The organism is Streptomyces sp. NBRC 110028 (assembly GCF_001417735.1).
GTDB lineage: Bacteria > Actinomycetota > Actinomycetes > Streptomycetales > Streptomycetaceae > Streptomyces.
The window spans coordinates 53,421-69,879 of sequence record NZ_BBUZ01000047.1 but is presented as its reverse complement, the minus strand read 5'-3'; the positions used below and the strand labels follow the sequence as shown (position 1 = coordinate 69,879).

The 16,459-nt window shown below is 70.4% G+C and carries 13 protein-coding genes and 1 tRNA gene; 11 read left to right on the top strand and 3 right to left on the bottom strand.

The features are described from left to right. Window positions 1–196: 196 nt before the first annotated feature. From ASC60_RS34115 to ASC60_RS34080, 8 genes are all read left to right on the top strand, one after another. The gene (locus ASC60_RS34115) at window positions 197–1,480 is read left to right on the top strand and encodes an ABC transporter substrate-binding protein (protein ID WP_055557585.1); all 1,284 of its coding nucleotides are present in this window, start codon (window positions 197–199) and stop codon (window positions 1,478–1,480) included. A gap of 11 nt (window positions 1,481–1,491) precedes the next feature. Then, window positions 1,492–2,505 (top strand): carbohydrate ABC transporter permease, encoded by a 1,014-nt coding sequence (locus ASC60_RS34110; RefSeq protein WP_055557584.1) that lies wholly within the window; start codon window positions 1,492–1,494, stop codon window positions 2,503–2,505. 17 nt (window positions 2,506–2,522) lie between these two features. Beyond that, window positions 2,523–3,395 (top strand): carbohydrate ABC transporter permease, encoded by an 873-nt coding sequence (locus ASC60_RS34105; RefSeq protein ID WP_079038808.1) that lies wholly within the window; start codon window positions 2,523–2,525, stop codon window positions 3,393–3,395. Window positions 3,396–3,405: 10 nt separating this feature from the next. Next, window positions 3,406–3,999, top strand: coding sequence for a hypothetical protein (locus tag ASC60_RS34100; protein WP_055557582.1), 594 nt, complete (start codon window positions 3,406–3,408; stop codon window positions 3,997–3,999). Between the two features lie 98 nt (window positions 4,000–4,097). Then, window positions 4,098–6,869, top strand: coding sequence for a hypothetical protein (locus ASC60_RS34095; RefSeq protein WP_055557581.1), 2,772 nt, complete (start codon window positions 4,098–4,100; stop codon window positions 6,867–6,869). 40 nt (window positions 6,870–6,909) lie between these two features. After that, entirely contained in the window at window positions 6,910–7,377 is a 468-nt protein-coding gene (locus ASC60_RS34090) for an SRPBCC family protein (RefSeq protein ID WP_055557580.1), read from the top strand. Between the two features lie 66 nt (window positions 7,378–7,443). Further along, window positions 7,444–7,515 (top strand) — tRNA-Val (locus ASC60_RS34085). A gap of 112 nt (window positions 7,516–7,627) precedes the next feature. Then, window positions 7,628–8,029 (top strand): VOC family protein, encoded by a 402-nt coding sequence (locus tag ASC60_RS34080; protein WP_055557579.1) that lies wholly within the window; start codon window positions 7,628–7,630, stop codon window positions 8,027–8,029. A gap of 10 nt (window positions 8,030–8,039) precedes the next feature. On the opposite strand, the gene ASC60_RS34075 is transcribed toward ASC60_RS34080, so the two are convergent. Further along, complete coding sequence (locus ASC60_RS34075; protein WP_055557578.1) at window positions 8,040–8,765, bottom strand: 3'-5' exonuclease; 726 nt, start codon at window positions 8,763–8,765, stop codon at window positions 8,040–8,042. A gap of 162 nt (window positions 8,766–8,927) precedes the next feature. On the opposite strand from ASC60_RS34075, the gene ASC60_RS34070 reads away from it, so the two are divergent. The 3 genes from ASC60_RS34070 to ASC60_RS34060 all read left to right on the top strand — a co-directional run bounded on the left by ASC60_RS34070 (window position 8,928) and on the right by ASC60_RS34060 (window position 12,231). Beyond that, window positions 8,928–9,341: a DUF4365 domain-containing protein gene (locus tag ASC60_RS34070; RefSeq protein WP_055557577.1), complete on the top strand. Its 414-nt coding sequence runs from the start codon at window positions 8,928–8,930 to the stop codon at window positions 9,339–9,341. Between the two features lie 265 nt (window positions 9,342–9,606). Next, the gene (gene thrS, locus ASC60_RS34065) at window positions 9,607–11,586 is read left to right on the top strand and encodes a threonine--tRNA ligase (RefSeq protein WP_055557576.1); all 1,980 of its coding nucleotides are present in this window, start codon (window positions 9,607–9,609) and stop codon (window positions 11,584–11,586) included. Between the two features lie 84 nt (window positions 11,587–11,670). After that, window positions 11,671–12,231, top strand: coding sequence for an HIT domain-containing protein (locus ASC60_RS34060; RefSeq protein WP_055557575.1), 561 nt, complete (start codon window positions 11,671–11,673; stop codon window positions 12,229–12,231). A gap of 88 nt (window positions 12,232–12,319) precedes the next feature. Here the strand turns inward: ASC60_RS34060 and ASC60_RS34055 are convergent, their stop codons facing one another. After that, window positions 12,320–13,972, bottom strand: a complete 1,653-nt coding sequence (locus ASC60_RS34055; RefSeq protein ID WP_055557598.1) for a hypothetical protein — start codon at window positions 13,970–13,972, stop codon at window positions 12,320–12,322. 171 nt (window positions 13,973–14,143) lie between these two features. After that, the gene (locus ASC60_RS34050) at window positions 14,144–16,354 is read right to left on the bottom strand and encodes an elongation factor G-like protein EF-G2 (RefSeq protein ID WP_055557574.1); all 2,211 of its coding nucleotides are present in this window, start codon (window positions 16,352–16,354) and stop codon (window positions 14,144–14,146) included. Window positions 16,355–16,459: the final 105 nt, after the last annotated feature.

Below are 16,459 nucleotides of genomic sequence, written 5' to 3'. Positions count from 1 at the left end.
GGAGGCTTCCTGCCTCCGGGCCCTCGGCGTTTTCACCGCTCGCGCCGCCGTCGTCGAGGCGCTTGCGCATCGATCCTGTCCGAACCGTTGACGTACGCGACGCCGATCCCTACCTTGGCCCGGCAAGCGCTTGCCTAAAACGTTTCAAGCTTGGTTCTGGGGCAGTCGGACAGACCTGCCCGGGAAGGGCGGTGTCATGCGTGCTCGGGGATGGACGGCCAGGACGAGAGGGCTTCGGGGGGCCGCGGCGGGGGTGGTCGCGCTGGGGCTGCTGGCCACCGGCTGTGGCGGCGACGGCGGCAGTACGTCCGGCGGGAAGGTGACCATCCGTTACGCCTGGTGGGGTGCCAAGGACCGGTCCGTCATGATCAAGAAGACGGTGCGGCTCTTCGAGAAGAAGCACCCGGACATCATCGTGAAGACGGACTTCGCCGAATACGCGGACTTCTGGAGCAAGTTCAACACCCAGGCCGCCGGCGGCAACGCACCGGACGTCTTCCAGAACTCGTACGCCTTCCTGCGCAAGTACGGTGAGAAGAATCTTCTCCTCGATCTCAACAAGCAGGTCGAGGAGGGAAATCTCAACCTGAAGGGTTTCCGGAACGGCCTGGAGAAATCCGGGGACATCGACGGAAAGCTCTACGGCGTGCCCGTCGGCGCCAATACCTTTGGCTTCTTCTACAACCCGGCCGCCTTCAAGAAGGCGGGAATCGCCGTCAAGGACGGATGGACCTGGGACGATTTCTTCGCCGCCGCCAAGAAGGTGAAGAAGTCCGACGGCACGCTCTACGGCGCCAGCGACAACGCCGGTGTGATGTACCTGTACGACCTGTATCTGCGTCAGCACGGCAAGGCGTTCTTCACTGAGGACAAGAAGCTCGGCTTCACCAAGGACGACCTCAAGCAGTGGTGGAACACCTGGCAGCAGCACGCCAAGGCCGGTGAGCTGGTGCCGGGCAAGAAGACCGAGCAGGCCAAGCCCAAGGCGACGATCAGCGCCGACCTGTCGGCCGCCGAGTTCACCTGGGACAACTTCATGGTCCGCTTCGCGGCCGAGACCGACACCCCGCTCGAACTCGGGCCGCTGCCGACCACGGACGGCAAGAGGACCGCGCAGTACCTCTCCTCACTGATGCTCAGCGGCTCCGCCCGCACCCAGCACCCCAAGGAAGTCGCCCAGCTCATCGACTTCATGACGCACGATCCCGAGGTCGGCAAGATCATGGGCTACAACCGCGGCATCCCGGCGACCACCGCCCAGTACGAGGCGTACCAGCCCACCGGCGTCGACGCCAAGATCGCCGCGTATGAGAAGAGCGTGGCCGACAAGCTGGAGCCGATCACTCCGCATCCGGCCGGTACCGATGTCGCCGAGGCCGCCTTCCTGCGCACCTACGCCGATGTCGCGGTGGGCCAGAGCTCGGTGGACAAGGCCGTGGACCAGTTCTTCGACGAGGCGGAATCCGCGCTCGGCTCGTGAGGAGAGCTTCCGTGACACGAACCACGACGCGCGCGGCGGCCGAGGCGGCGGAGCGCCCGGCCGCCCGGCCCCGGCCCGGGGCCGCCAAGGGCCCCGCGCCGGATGCCGCGGGCGCGGCGGCCGGGCGGCGGTCCGGCCGCCGGGAGACCCTGGCGGGCTATCTCTTCCTGACGCCCTGGTGCATCGGGCTGCTGCTGCTCACCCTCGGCCCGATGCTGGTCTCGCTCTACCTGGCGTTCACCGACTACAACCTCTTCGACTCGCCCCGGTGGGTCGGGTTCAAGAACTTCCAGGAGATGTTCGAGGACGACCGGTGGTGGACATCGGTCGAGGTGACGCTGAAGTACGTCCTCATCGGCACCCCGCTGAAGCTGCTGGCCGCGCTCGGCGTGGCGCTGCTGCTGGTCAAGCCGCGCAAGGGGCAGGGCTTCTACCGCTCGGCGTTCTACGCGCCCTCGCTCATCGGCGCGAGCGTGAGCATCGGCATCGTCTGGCGGGCGATCTTCAACGACGACGCGATCGTCGACACGTCGATGAGTCTGTTCGGCTGGGACGTCGGCGGCTGGATCGGGGACCCGGACTGGGCCCTGCCCACCCTGATCACCCTGACCGTCTGGCAGTTCGGCGCCCCGATGGTGATCTTCCTGGCCGGGCTGAAGCAGGTGCCGCGCGAGCTGTACGAGGCGGCCGAGATGGACGGCGCGGGGGCGTGGCGGCGGTTCCGCTCCATCACCCTGCCGATGATCTCCCCGGTGCTCTTCTTCAACCTGCTGCTGGAACTCATCCACTCCTTCCAGGTCTTCACCTCGGCCGTGGTGCTCGCGGGCTCCGGCACCAACACCGGCGGCCCGGGCGACTCGCTGCTGGTCTACGGCTGGTACCTGTACGAGCAGGGCTTCCGGAACCTGCGCATGGGCTACGCCGCCGCCATGGCCTGGATGCTGATGCTCGGCATCGGCCTGGTGACCGCGGTGCTGTTCAAGACCCAGCGCGGCTGGGTGCACTACGAGGAGGACGCCCGGTGACCACTCCCTCGACCTCCCTGACGGGCGCGGATTCCCCGACCGGCGCGGGCGCGGGGCGGGCGCGGATCCGCTCGGTGGCCTGGCACGTGGGCGCGCTCGCCGTGCTGGCCGTGATCCTCTATCCCGTGGTGTGGGTGATCGGCGGTTCGTTCAAGCCCGGCGACAAGATCATCGGCAGTCTTCAGCTGCTGCCCACCGATCCGATCACCGAGAACTACCGGAGGCTCGGCGACGGCATCGCGGACGTCCCCGTCTCCAGCTTCTTCGCCAATTCGCTGTTCCTGGCGGTCGGTTCGGTGATCGGAGTGCTCTTCTCCTGCTCGCTGGCGGCGTACGCCTTCGCCAGGATCCGGTTCGCCGGGCGGAACGTGCTGTTCACGCTCATGATCTCCACCCTGCTGCTGCCCTTCCAGGTGCTGATCATTCCGCAGTACATCCTGTTCCAGAAGATGGAGCTGATCAACACCTATGTCCCGCTGCTGCTCGGCAAGTACCTAGCGGCGGACGCCTTCTTCGTCTTCCTGATGGTGCAGTTCATGCGGGGCCTGCCCCGCGAGCTGGACGAGGCGGCGCGGCTGGACGGCTGCGGTCACTTCCGCATCTACTGGAGCATCGTGCTGCCGCTGTGCCGCCCGGCCCTGATCACCAGCGCGATCTTCACCTTCATCTGGTCCTGGAACGACTTCATCGGCCCGCTGCTGTATCTCAACGAGCCCGACAAGTACACGGTCTCGATGGGGCTCAAGCTCTTCATCGACCAGGACAGCGTCGCCGACTACGGAGGCATGGTCGCCATGTCGCTGGTGGCGCTGCTGCCGGTGCTGCTGTTCTTCCTCGCCTTCCAGCGCTATCTGGTCGAGGGCGCCTCGACCTCCGGGCTGAAGGGCTGAGGGGCCCGCCATGGAGCGAGCGACACGGAGGCCGGAGCGGCCCGCGCGGCGGCTGGTGCGCTTCTCGCTGTTCGCCGAGTGCCTGCTGATCGGGGTCTGGGTGGTGCTCGCCGCGCTGCCGCTCCTCACCCTGCTCCCGTCGTTCGCCGCCGGATGCGCGCATCTGCGCCGCCATCTGGACGGCGAGCGCTCCACGCTGCGGGACTTCGTCTGCGGCGTGCGGGAGGCCACCCGCGGCGGCTGGCGGTTCTCCCTGCTGTGGTGGGCGGCGCTCGCGCTGCTCGCCTTCGATCTGCGCGTGGCCCGCACCGGAGCCCTGCCGGGCGGGCCCGCCCTGATCGCCGTGAGCGTGGCGGGCACGCTCGCGGTGATCGTCCTGGGGCTGCGGACGGCCGCCGCGTGGCGGCCGGGTGACGGCTGGGCCGCGGTGGCCCGTACCGCCGTACGCCATGGCCTGGCCGCCGACCCCGGCGGATCGCTGCTGCTGGCCGGCGGACTGGCGGTGGTCACCGTCGCCGCCTGGCAGCTGCTGCCGCTGGCCGCCCCGGCGGTGGGCGCCCTCGCGGCCTGTGCGGTCGCGGTCGAGCGCCGCGCCCGCGTCTGACCCGGCGGCACCCGGTCCGTCGTCGCCGCCGTACGTCCGCCCATGTCATGCACCTGCCCCGCAGCCCTCGTAGCACCCGCACGAAAGGTGAGAGCGACATGCCCCCGATCCCCCGGCGCAACCTCCTCAAGGCCGCGGCCGCCACCGGCGCCGCTGTTCCGTTCTCCTGGATGCTCGCGCCGAACGCCCCGCGGGCGGCCGCCGCCGACCGGGCCGCCGAGCAGAAGGCCGCCGACGAACCCGTGAAGATCACCTGGCTGGAGGAGGGCGGTCTCGGCGCCGCCGCCGGCAGCACCTTCGGCGTCCCCTGGCCCAAGGGCGCCCACCCCGCCGACCGGACGTTCGCGCTCACCACGGCCGACGGCAAGGACGTCCCCCTGCAGACCTGGGCCACCGCCTACTGGCCCGACGGCTCGCTCAAGTGGACCGCCCACGCGGCGGGGGAGGGGCTGGGCGACGGCACCGCCTACCGGCTCGGCCCCGGTGAGCCCGCAGCGCCCGCCAAAAGGGTCACCGTTACCGAGAAGGGCGGCAGGATCACCGTCGACACCGGCGTGATCAAGGCCGTGATCTCCAAGGACGGCGAAAAGCTCGTACGGTCCGTCACCCGCGGCACCACCGAGATCGCCCGCGACGGCCGCCTCGTCCTGCTCCGCCAGGGCGACATCGACGACGGCGACCACGGCAGCGCCACGTGGGACCGGTTCGACGGCGAGATCAGCGCCGCCAAGGTCGAGCAGAAGGGCCCCGTCCGCGCCGTCGTCCGCATCGACGGCAAGCACCGCAAGGGCGGCCGCGGCTGGCTCCCCTTCAGCGTCCGCCTCTACTTCTACGCGGGCGCCGACTCGTTCCGCATGGTGCACACCATCACCTACGACGGCGATCAGACCGCCGGTCATGAGTCTGGGGACTTCATCCGCGGCCTCGGCGTCCGCTTCTCCGTCCCCATGCGCGACGAGGCGTACGACCGCCACATCCGCATCGCGGGCGAGGGCGAGGGATTCCTCACCGAGGCCGTCAAGGGCATCACCGGACTGCGCCGCGACCCCGGCCCGAGCGTCCGCAAGGCCCAGTTCAAGGGCGAGAAGCTGGCCGACCCCGCCACCTGGGACCAGCGGGTCACCAGCCGGCTGCACCTCATCCCCACCTGGGGCGACTACACCCTCTCCCAGCTCTCCGCCGACGGCTTCACCCTGCGCAAGCGCAGCAAGCCGGGCCACGGCTGGATCGCCGCGGGCGGCGGCGGCCGGGCGTCCGGCTTCGGCTATGTCGGCGGGGTCAGCGGCGGGCTCTCCTTCGGACTGCGCGACTTCTGGGAGAAGTTCCCCGCCCAGCTCGACATCCGCGGCGCGGCGGGCGACGAGGCCGAGGTCACCCTGTGGCTCTGGTCGCCCGAGGCCCAGCCCATGGACCTGCGCTTCTACCACGACGGCCTGGGCCAGGACACCTACGCCGAGCAGCTGGAGGGCCTCAACATCACGTACGAGGACTATGAGCCGAAGTTCGGCACCCCGTACGGCATCGCCCGCACCAGCGAGCTGACCTTCTGGGCCAACGCCGCCACCCCGAGCGCCGGCACCCTCGTCCAGCAGGCCGCCGCCCTGCGCACCCCGCCGCAACTCGTCGCCCGACCCGCCGACCTGGTCCGCGCCAAGGTCTTCGGCGGTCTCTTCGCGCCCGTCGACCGCTCCACCGCCGCGAAAGCGAAGATCGAGGACCGTCTCGACTTCCTCTTCACCTACCACAAGGGCCAGGTCGAACAGCGCCGCTGGTACGGGTTCTGGGACTACGGCGACATCATGCACACCTACGACGAGGACCGGCACCAGTGGCGGTACGACGTCGGCGGCTACGCCTGGGACAACTCCGAACTCTCGCCCGACCTGTGGCTCTGGCTCGCGTATCTGCGCTCCGGGCGCGCCGACATCTACCGCTTCGCCGAGGCCATGACCCGGCACACCGGCGAGGTCGACGCCTACCACCTGGGCAAATGGACCGGCCTTGGCACCCGCCACGGCGTCCAGCACTTCGCCGACAGCGCCAAGCAGCAGCGCATCTCCACCGCCCTCTACCGCCGCTACCTCTACTTCCTCACCGCCGACGAGCGGATCGGCGACATCATGCACGCCCTCGTCGACTCCGACGAGTCCTTCCTCGTCCTCGACCCTCAGCGCAAGGTCCGCCCCGACCCCGACTACAAGCCCGACCGGCACGCCCTGTCCATCGGCTTCGGCACCGACTGGAGCGGACTGGCCGGGGCCTGGCTCACCGAATGGGAACGGCGCGGCCCGCAGGCCGAGAAGGCCGAGGCCCGGCTGCGCAGTACCATGGAGACCATCGCCGCCCAGACCAACGGCTTCGTCCAGGGCGCCGCGCTGTACGACCTCGACACCGGCAAGTACGCCATCGACGACAAGCCCAAGGTCAGCGTCTCCCACCTGTCCGCCGTCTTCGGCCTGGTCGAGGTGTGCGCCGAGGTCATCGACCTGATCGACATGCCGGAGTTCAAGGAGGCCTGGCTCGACTACTGCCGCTACTTCAACGCCACCAAGGCCGAGCAGAAGGCCCGCTACGGCGCCGACTTCGGCTCGCTGATCCTGATCCAGGGCCACTCACGGCTCGACGCCTACGCCGCCGTACAGCTGAAGGACGAGAAGCTGGCCGCCCGCGCCTGGCAGAAGTTCACCGAGTTCCACGAGGGCGACGGCTACCCGGACGCCTCCGTCAGCTGGAAGACGGCCAAGGTCGAAGGCCCGGACGCGCTGGTGCCCGGCGTCGAGGCGCCCTGGGTGAGCACCAACGCCACCGCGCAGTACGGCCTCGCCGCCATCCAGAACCTGGCGCTGATCGGCGACAAGCTGCCCGGGTAGCCGCCGCCGTCTTCCGCCCCGCTGCCGCACACTGAAGGACATGGACTGGTGCCACTACCGCTTCCACAGCCGCTGGGACCTCGACGCGCCGCCCGCCGCCGTCTTCGCGGCGCTGGCGGACGGCGACGGCTACCCGCGGTGGTGGCGCCAGGTCCGTGAGGTGCGGCGCGTCGACGACCGCACCGGCACCGCCCGCTTCCGCTCCCTCGTCCCGTACGACCTGCGCCTCACCGTCACCGAGGCGCACCGGGACCCGGACCGCGGCACGCTGCGGATCCTCCTCTCCGGCGACCTGGAGGGCTGGGCCCGCTGGACGGTCACCGCGCGCGGCGCGGGCACCCGCGCCCTGTTCGAGCAGGACGTGGTGGCGCGCAAACCGCTGCTGCGGCGCTTCGCGGTGCTCGGGCGGCCGCTGTTCCGCGCCAACCACGCCCTGATGATGCGCGCCGGGCGCCGGGGACTGCGGTCCCACTTGCTCACCCGGAGGCCCGGCCGGAATCCGGTTTGAACCCCACCTCGCCCGACCTGTATTGTTCAGGTCGTTCCACCGGGGCAGACCCCGGAAGAACGACCCGGGCGATTAGCTCAGCGGGAGAGCGCTTCGTTCACACCGAAGAGGTCACTGGTTCGAACCCAGTATCGCCCACCCTTCCGGGGCCGGGCCGCCAGCAGGCGGTCCGGCCCCGGCGTTTTCCGGGCGTGTCACCGCCGGACAGGGGTACCCGCGTCCACATCGCGGATGAATCGGAGGGGAGCCCATGACCGTCGCCACCACAGCCGTCCTGTCCCTGGACTGCGCCGAGCCCGAACAGCTGGCCGAGTTCTACGCCACCGTGTTCGGCGCCGAGATCACGCCGGTGACCAGCCTCGACCGGATCGATATCGTCGCCCCCGGCGGGACGCGCATGTCCTTCCTCCGCGACCACGGCTACGCCCCGCCGAGCTGGCCCCGGCCGGACGACTCCCAGCAGGCCCACCTGGAACTCCTGGTCGACGACATGGACGCCGCCGAACGCCAGGTCGTCGACCTGGGGGCGCGGCCGCTGGACACCAAGGACAACGGCGGCCCGAACGACGTCCGCCTCTACTCCGACCCCGCCGGGCACCCGTTCCGGCTGAGGCTCGCCACGCCTCCGGAAGAGGTCATCCGGGAACAGTAGGCGCTCGGGGCTACGCCGCCGCCGGAAGGTCCGGCCGCAGCGGCCAGGCCGGGTCGCAGACCTCGTCCGAGCCGTTGAGCGCGAACCACGCCTGCAGGCCGCGCGCCTGCGCCGCGTACCAGACCGTCTGGCGGGCGTGCAGCTCACTGGGCGTCAGCTTCTCCAGCCGTGCCGAGAAGCGGCGGCCCACCGCCCGGACGACCTCCAGGGAGGCCATCGCGTCCGCCGCCGCGTCATGCGCGCCCGTCAGCTCGACGCCGTAGTGCGCGCACAGATCGGTGAGCGTGCGGCGGCCCTTGCGGTAGCGGTCCAGATGCTTGTCCAGCACCCGGGGGTCGAGGACGCACAGCGCGCGCAGCGACAGATAGGTCGCCAGGGTGGCGTTGCGATGCCGCTTCAACTCGCGGTCCAGCAGCGTCAGATCGAACGGCGCGTTCATCACCACCACCGGGGTGCCCCGCGCCGTCTGCTCGGCGAGGGCCCGCGCCACCTCGTCCATCACCGGCGCGGGCCACCGCCCGTGCCGCTGCAGATGCGTGTCGGTCAGCCCGTGTATCTCGGTCGCTGCCCGCGGCACCGGTATGCCCGGGCTCACCAGCCAGCGCCGCACCTCCGGCAGCACTCCGGCGCCGCGCTGGACGACGAGAGCGGCCGACACGATCCGGTCGTGCTCGACGTCGATCCCGGTCGTCTCCGTGTCGAACGCGGCGAGCGGCCCCTCGAACCAGGACGACATGGCCTCAACTCCTCGTGCGTACATACCCCATGGCCTGCGGATCCCGCCCCGACCTGGTGATACCCGGAGGGTGGTGCCCGAACCACCACTGATTGCAGGGCATCTGACGGGAAGACAACACAGGCGTACGGACACCGGGGACGACCGGAAGACGTCACGCACATGGCGCTCGCGCAGCCCGAACCGGCCCCGTCGGCGAGCGGTCTGCTGTCCCACGCCGTGGACGACGAAGTGACGATCAAGGCGCAGCTCAAGGCCACGTACCAGCCGGCACCGCATCCGCCCGGCCCGGTCTTCGGCTTCACCCTCGACAACGACCATCTGGTCAAGCTCGCCCGCGGCCCGGTCTCGGTGCACAAGATCCTGGTGATGATCGTGCCGCGTGAGCGGGACGACTGGAGACGGGCCGGCCACGACCGTCTGGCGCTGCGGCACCGCTGCTACTGGATCAACCTGGCGGGCCACCCGGTGACGGGCCGCCGCCGGCCCACCGTGCGGATCCCGACCTCGCGGATCTTCGACGACCGCGCGCTCTGCGAGATCATGACCCGGGCCGGGGCGGGAGGCAGACCCTGATGGACCGCGACCGCGGCCCGGCGCCACACCCCGTCGCTGGCCCCGGTGCGGGTGGACGACGCGGAGCGGGGCCGGCTGCTCAAGCCGCCCCACGAGAACCTCGACTTCTTCGAGGAGGCGTGCGGCGAGGACTGAGCGCGCCGGGGCGGAGCCCTCTCGCGGGGCCGGCGCGGATAACCGTTTCGCGGTCGGGCCGGTCGGCTCGGTACGATTCTCGCTGCGCGGCATTCGCCGTGAGTAGTGATCCTTCAGTCAGGAGAGACCGGTGTCAGACGTCCGTGTGATCATCCAACGCGATTCCGAGCGGGAAGAGCGCGTGGTGACGACGGGCACTACGGCGGCCGACCTCTTCGCCGGTGACCGCTCGATCGTCGCCGCGCGCGTGGGCGGGCAGCTGAAGGACCTGGCGTACGAGCCCGCCGACGGCGAAGAGATCGAGCCGGTGGAGATCACCAGCCAGGACGGTCTGGACATCCTGCGCCACTCGACCGCGCATGTGATGGCGCAGGCCGTGCAGGAGCTGTTCCCGGAGGCCAAGCTCGGCATCGGCCCGCCGATCAAGGACGGCTTCTACTACGACTTCGACGTCGAGACCCCGTTCCAGCCGGACGATCTCAAGCGCATCGAGAAGAAGATGCAGGAGATCCAGAAGAGGGGCCAGAGGTTCTCGCGCCGTGCCGTCACCGACGAGGCCGCCCGCGAGGAGCTGGCCGCCGAGCCGTACAAGCTGGAGCTGATCGGGCTCAAGGGGTCGGCCGCGGACGCCGCCGAGGGTGCCTCCGCCGAGGTCGGCGCGGGCGAGCTGACCATCTACGACAACCTCGACGCGAAGTCCGGCGAGCTGTGCTGGCGCGATCTGTGCCGTGGTCCGCACCTGCCGACCACCCGGAACATCCCGGCCTTCAAGCTGATGCGCAGCGCCGCCGCGTACTGGCGGGGGAGCGAGAAGAACCCGCAGCTCCAGCGGATCTACGGCACCGCCTGGCCGACCAAGGACGAGCTGAAGGCGTACCTGGACTTCCTGGCGGAGGCCGAGAAGCGCGACCACCGCAAGCTGGGTGCCGAGCTGGACCTGTTCTCCTTCCCGGACGAGCTGGGCTCGGGCCTGGCGGTCTTCCACCCGCGCGGTGGCGTGATCCGCAAGGAGATGGAGGAGTACTCGCGGAAACGGCACGAGGAGTCGGGGTACGAGTTCGTCAACACCCCGCACATCACCAAGGCCAAGCTCTTCGAGACCTCGGGCCACCTGCCGCACTACATGGAGGGCATGTTCCCGCCCATGGAGTTCGAGGGGCAGGACTACTACCTCAAGGCCATGAACTGCCCGATGCACAACCTGATCTTCAGGGCGCGCGGGCGGTCCTACCGTGAGCTGCCGCTGCGGCTGTTCGAGTTCGGCACGGTCTACCGGTACGAGAAGTCCGGCGTCGTCCACGGCCTGACCCGGGCCCGGGGCTTCACCCAGGACGACTCGCACATCTACTGCACCAAGGAGCAGATGCCGGATGAGCTGGACTCGCTGCTCACCTTCGTGCTGGATCTGCTCCGCGACTACGGCCTGAGCGACTTCTACCTGGAGCTGTCCACCCGCGACGACTCGGACAAGTTCATCGGTGGGCCGGAGCAGTGGGAGGAGGCCACCGAGGAGCTGCGCAAGGCCGCCGAGAAGCAGGGCCTGGAACTGGTCATGGACCCGGGCGGCGCGGCCTTCTACGGGCCGAAGATCTCGGTCCAGGCGCGGGACGCGATCGGCCGTACCTGGCAGATGTCGACCATCCAGGTCGACTTCAACCAGCCGGAGCGCTTCAACCTGGAGTACACCGCGGCCGACGGCTCGCGCCGGCAGCCGGTCATGATCCACCGGGCGCTGTTCGGGTCGATCGAGCGCTTCTTCGCGGTCCTGCTGGAGCACTACGCGGGCGCCTTCCCGGCCTGGCTCGCCCCCGTCCAGGCGGTCGGCATCCCGATCGGCGACGGCCATGTGCCGTACCTGGAGGAGTTCGCCGCCCAGGCGCGGGCGAAGGGCCTGCGGGTGGAGGTCGACTCGTCCTCGGACCGGATGCAGAAGAAGATCAGGAACGCGCAGAAGTCCAAGGTCCCGTTCATGGTCATCGCCGGTGACGAGGACGTGGCGGCCGGGGCGGTCAGCTTCCGCTACCGCGACGGCTCGCAGAAGAACGGCATCCCGGTCGACCAAGCGATCGCCGAGATCGTCGACGCCGTGGAGCGCCGGATCCAGGTGTGACGCGGCCCCGCTCGGGCGGGGAGGTGATGAGGGGCGGTCCGTCCGGGCCGCCCCTCGCCGCATACTCCGCCGCCCGGGACGAATATGCTGGCCCGCATGACGAGTGAGCCGGAGCAGCAGATCGGAGTGGGAACGCCGGACGCGTTCCAGCGCCTGTGGACGCCCCACCGGATGGCGTACATCCAGGGCGAGAACAAGCCCACCGGCCCGGGGGCGGGCGATGGCTGTCCGTTCTGCTCCATCCCGGACAAGTCCGACGAGGACGGCTTGATCATCGCCCGGGGGGAGCGCGTCTACGCCGTGCTCAACCTGTACCCGTACACCGGCGGGCACCTCATGATCGTCCCGTTCCGGCACCTCGCCGACTACACCGAGCTGGACGCCGAGGAAACGATCGAGCTGGCGGAGTTCACCAAGACCGCCATGACCACGCTGCGCACCGCCTCGGGCGCGCACGGCTTCAACATCGGGCTCAACCAGGGCACCGTCGCCGGGGCCGGGATCGCCGCCCATCTGCACCAGCATGTGGTGCCGCGCTGGGGCGGCGACAGCAACTTCATGCCGGTCATCGGCCGCACCAAGGTGCTGCCGCAACTCCTCGCCGACACCCGACGGTTGCTCGCCGACGCCTGGCCGAAGGGCTGAGCGGCGGCGCCTCCCGCAGCACCGGGTACGACAGGGGCGTGGCCCCCGGCAGACCGCCGGGGGCCACGCCCCTGTCGTGCGCCGGGCCCTACGCGTCGTACAGGTCGACCTTCTTCGGGGTGACGTCCTGGACCTGGCCGCTGAGGGCCAGCGAGCGGTTACCGAAGCGCTCGGTGTCCACGCCGTGGTGCTTGAGCACGCCGATCGCCGCCTCGTGGACCACCCGCAGCACGGGGGTGGCCGTCCGCAGCGCGTCGTCCGCCATGAAGCGGTGCCGCCAGGGTTTGTCGGCCCAGGCGTGGCGCAGCCCGAACGGCTCGGGCAGCACGAGCTTGCCGCCGAGGTGATCCAGGACGGGCGGGTACCAGGTGAAGGGGGCGCGCGCGGCGAGCCGCACGACCTCCGCGGGCTTCACGAGCGGCAGCGGGACCGACTTGGTCTCCCAGAACCGGAAGGTCTTGGCGACCGTCTTCGAGGGAGCCGAGGGCTTGCCGAAGAACAGCGGGTGCACCGGGCCCAGCGCATGTCCGGTGACCTCGATGCGCAGCGTCTTGTGCAGCAGGGTCACCGTGATCATGAAGGTGATCACCAGCTGGCCGTCCCACAGCACGAACTGCACGCCCAGATAGTGCCGGTCGCCGGAGCCGAACTGCTGCTCGTCGCAGATCTTCTGCAGATCGACGCCCTTTATCTGGAAGCCTTCCCCCTCCGAGGTGCCGCCGCGCTCGACCGACTTGGCGCCCTCGCCGATGGGGGAGACCACCCAGTGGCGCACCTGGGGCGGGGGGAAGCCGCCGGTGTGCAGCGGGGTGCGCTCCAGCAGGCGCAGCTGGTCGTGGATCGCCCGTATGACGTCCCAGCTGCGGAAGGGGTCGATCTCCTTGTCGGGGTCGGCCGACACCAGGTCCTCGGCGAGCTGCCAGCTGCCCCAGCGGGTGCCCATGCCGAGTATGCCCTTGGGGCCGGCGTAGAAGACCACGTTGCTGTACTGCTCGGCGGTGAGCTTGTGCAGCGACTTGCGCAGCACCTCGGCGGAGGTCTGGCCCGGGTGGTTGGGCACCGAGTCGGGCACCTTGGCGCCGACGCCGGTGCCCGAGAGCAGCCCGCCCCAGTAGTCCCGCAGCTCCTTGGCGGTGCGCTCGCAGATCTGCTTGGCGATATACCAGCCGATCACCGGGGCGACCACCACGCCGCGCAGATATATGCCCCAGAAGCCACTGAACGGCAGCTTGATCAGAAAGATGACGACGAAGATGCCGAGCGCCGCCATCAGGGCGGTGCCCAGCGCCCCCATCCGCTTGTCCTGGGCGCCGGCCACCGAGCGGCGCAGCTGGAAGGCGCCGAGCCAGAGCAGCGCGCCGGGGAGGAACAGCAGCCCGAATATCACCATGACGACGGTGAGGCGGGCGTCGCGGACCTTGCGGATCCGGTTGGCGGCCAGGCAGTGCTCGACGATCGTCTGCGGCTCGGTGCCGAAGGACTGGATCACCTGGTTGCGGCCGCCGCCGAGCATGCGCAGCTGCACCGCGCGCGAGAACGCCTCGCCGAGGTTCGGCTCGAACAGCGAGATCTTGGGCGGCTTCACCTCCGAGACCGTCCACTCGGAATTGGCGTCCAGCAGCTTCGCCACCGGGTCGTCGCGATAGGCGGCCGAGGCGAGTGCCTGCGTCGCCGCCGTCTCGCCCGCCGACCCGGACAGGGGCACCTGTGCCCCGGGACTGAAATCGAATCCGTCCGTCACCAACGCCCCCAATACCGCACGCCGATTGCGCTGCGACCTCAGCGTATCCGGGGTGCGTACCACCTGTCGCCAGGGCGTGGGAGCCTGTGGAAAACTTCCCGGTCTCCGTGCCCGTCGACGGCCGCCCGCCCCGGGCGAGTTGGGGCGGGCGGCGCCATGGCGGCCGGTGAACTACGTCCCGGCCCCGGTCCGTTCGCCGCGCAACCGCTCGGCCACCTGCGGGGGCATCGGCTCGTGCCGGGCGTACGAGCGGCTGAACCGCCCGGTGCCGTGTGACAGCGACCGCAGGTCGACCGCGTACCGGCCGATCTCGAGTTCCGGGACCTCCGCCTGGATCAGGGTCTGGCCGCCGCCGGACTGCTCGGTGCCCACGACCCGGCCGCGCCGCCCGGACAGATCGCTCATGACGGCGCCGACGTAGTCGTCGGCGATCAGGACGCCGACCTTGACCACCGGCTCCAGCAGCTCGATCCAGCTGTCGGCGGCCGCCTCGCGCAGCGCGAGCGCGCCCGCCGTCTGGAACGCGGCATCGGAGGAGTCCACCGAGTGCGCCTTGCCGTCCAGCAGGGTGATCCGCACGTCGACCAGCGGGTTTCCGGTGGAGACACCGCGCGCCGCCTGGGCCCGTACCCCCTTCTCGACGGACGGGATGAACTGCCGGGGCACCGCGCCGCCGACGACCTTGTCCACGAACTCGATGCCCGAGCCGCCGGGCAGCGGCTCCACCTCGATCTCGCAGATCGCGTACTGGCCGTGCCCGCCGGACTGCTTGACGTGCCGCCCGCGCCCGCTGGATTTGCTTCCGAACGTCTCGCGGAGTGCCACCTTGTACGGCACGGCGTCCACCTGTACCCCGTACCGGGCGCGCAGCCGCTCCAGGGCGACGTCCACATGGGCCTCGCCCAGGCACCACAGCACCACCTGGTGGGTGTCCGGGTTCTGCTCCAGCCGCATCGTCGGGTCCTCGGCCACCAGCCGCGACAGGCCCAGCGACAGCTTGTCCTCGTCCGCCTTGCTGTGCGCCTCGATGGCGACGGGCAGCAGCGGGTCGGGCATCTGCCACGGCTCCATGAGCAGCGGCCGGTCCTTGGCCGAAAGCGTGTCCCCGGTCTCGGCGCGGGTCAGCTTGGCGACGCACGCCAGATCGCCCGCGATGGCCTGGGACAGCGTGCGCTGCTGTTTGCCGAACGGCGTGGACAGGGCACCGACCCGCTCGTCCACGTCGTGGTCCTCATGGCCGCGGTCCTCCATGCCGTGCCCCGAGACGTGCACCGTCTCGTCCGGGCGCAGCGTCCCGGAGAAGACCCGGACCAGCGATATCCGGCCGACGTAGGGGTCGGAGGAGGTCTTGACGACCTCGGCGGCCAGCGGGCCGTCCGGGTCGCAGACCAGTGCCGGGCACGCGGCGCCCTGCGGGGTGGTGACCGCGGGGGCCTCGCGCTCCAGCGGGGTCGGGAAGCCGCGGGTGATCAGCTCCAGCAGCTCGGTGGTGCCCAGGCCCTGCCGGGAGCCGTCGGCGGCGGGCGCGGCGGCCAGCACGGGGTGGAAGCTGCCGCGGGCGACGGCCTTCTCCAGGTCGTCGATCAGCGTCTTGACGTCGATCTCCTCGCCGCCCAGATAGCGGTCCATGAGGGTCTCGTCCTCGCTCTCGGAGATGATCCCCTCGATGAGCCGGTCGCGGGCCTCCGAGACCAGGGGGGCCTGGCCGTCGGTGGGCGGGGTCTCGGTCCGTGACCCCGAGGAGTAGTCGTACACCCGCTGGGAGAGCAGGCCGATCAGCCCGGTCACGGGGGCGTGCCCGTCCGGGGCCGGTTCGCCGCGCAGCGGCAGGTACAGCGGCAGGACGGCGTCGGGGTCGTCGCCGCCGAAGGTGCGGCGGCAGATCTCGGTCATCTCCTCGAAGCTGGCGCGGGCCGCCTCCAGGTGCGTGATCACGATGGCGCGCGGCATCCCGACCGCGGCGCACTCCTCCCACACCATGCGGGTGGCGCCCGCGATGCCCACCGCGTCCTGGGCCGCCGAGACGACGAAGAGGGCCGCGTCCGCTGCCCGCAGACCGGCCCTCAGCTCCCCGACGAAGTCGGCGTAGCCCGGGGTATCGAGGAGATTGATCTTCATCCCGCCCCATTCGACGGGGACCAGGGACAGCTGTACCGAGCGCTGCTGCCGGTGCTCGATCTCGTCGTGGTCGGAGAGACAGCCGCCGTCCTCGACCCGGCCGGCCCGGTTGATCGCGCCGGTGGCCAGCGCGAGGGCCTCCACGAGTGTCGTCTTCCCGGACCCGCTGTGGCCGACCAGCACCACATTCCGCAGGGAGCTGGGGCGGTCGGCCGCCGCTGCCCTTCCGGCGGCCCCGGGGTGTGTGTTCGTCTTCTCGCCCATGTGTCTCGCCTCCCGGTCGACACCTTGCGATACTTCGAGCTTTCCACCGAGGTCACGGTGCGTCCATACGTCGCACATCCGGGCACCGCACGGGAGGGGCGGGGG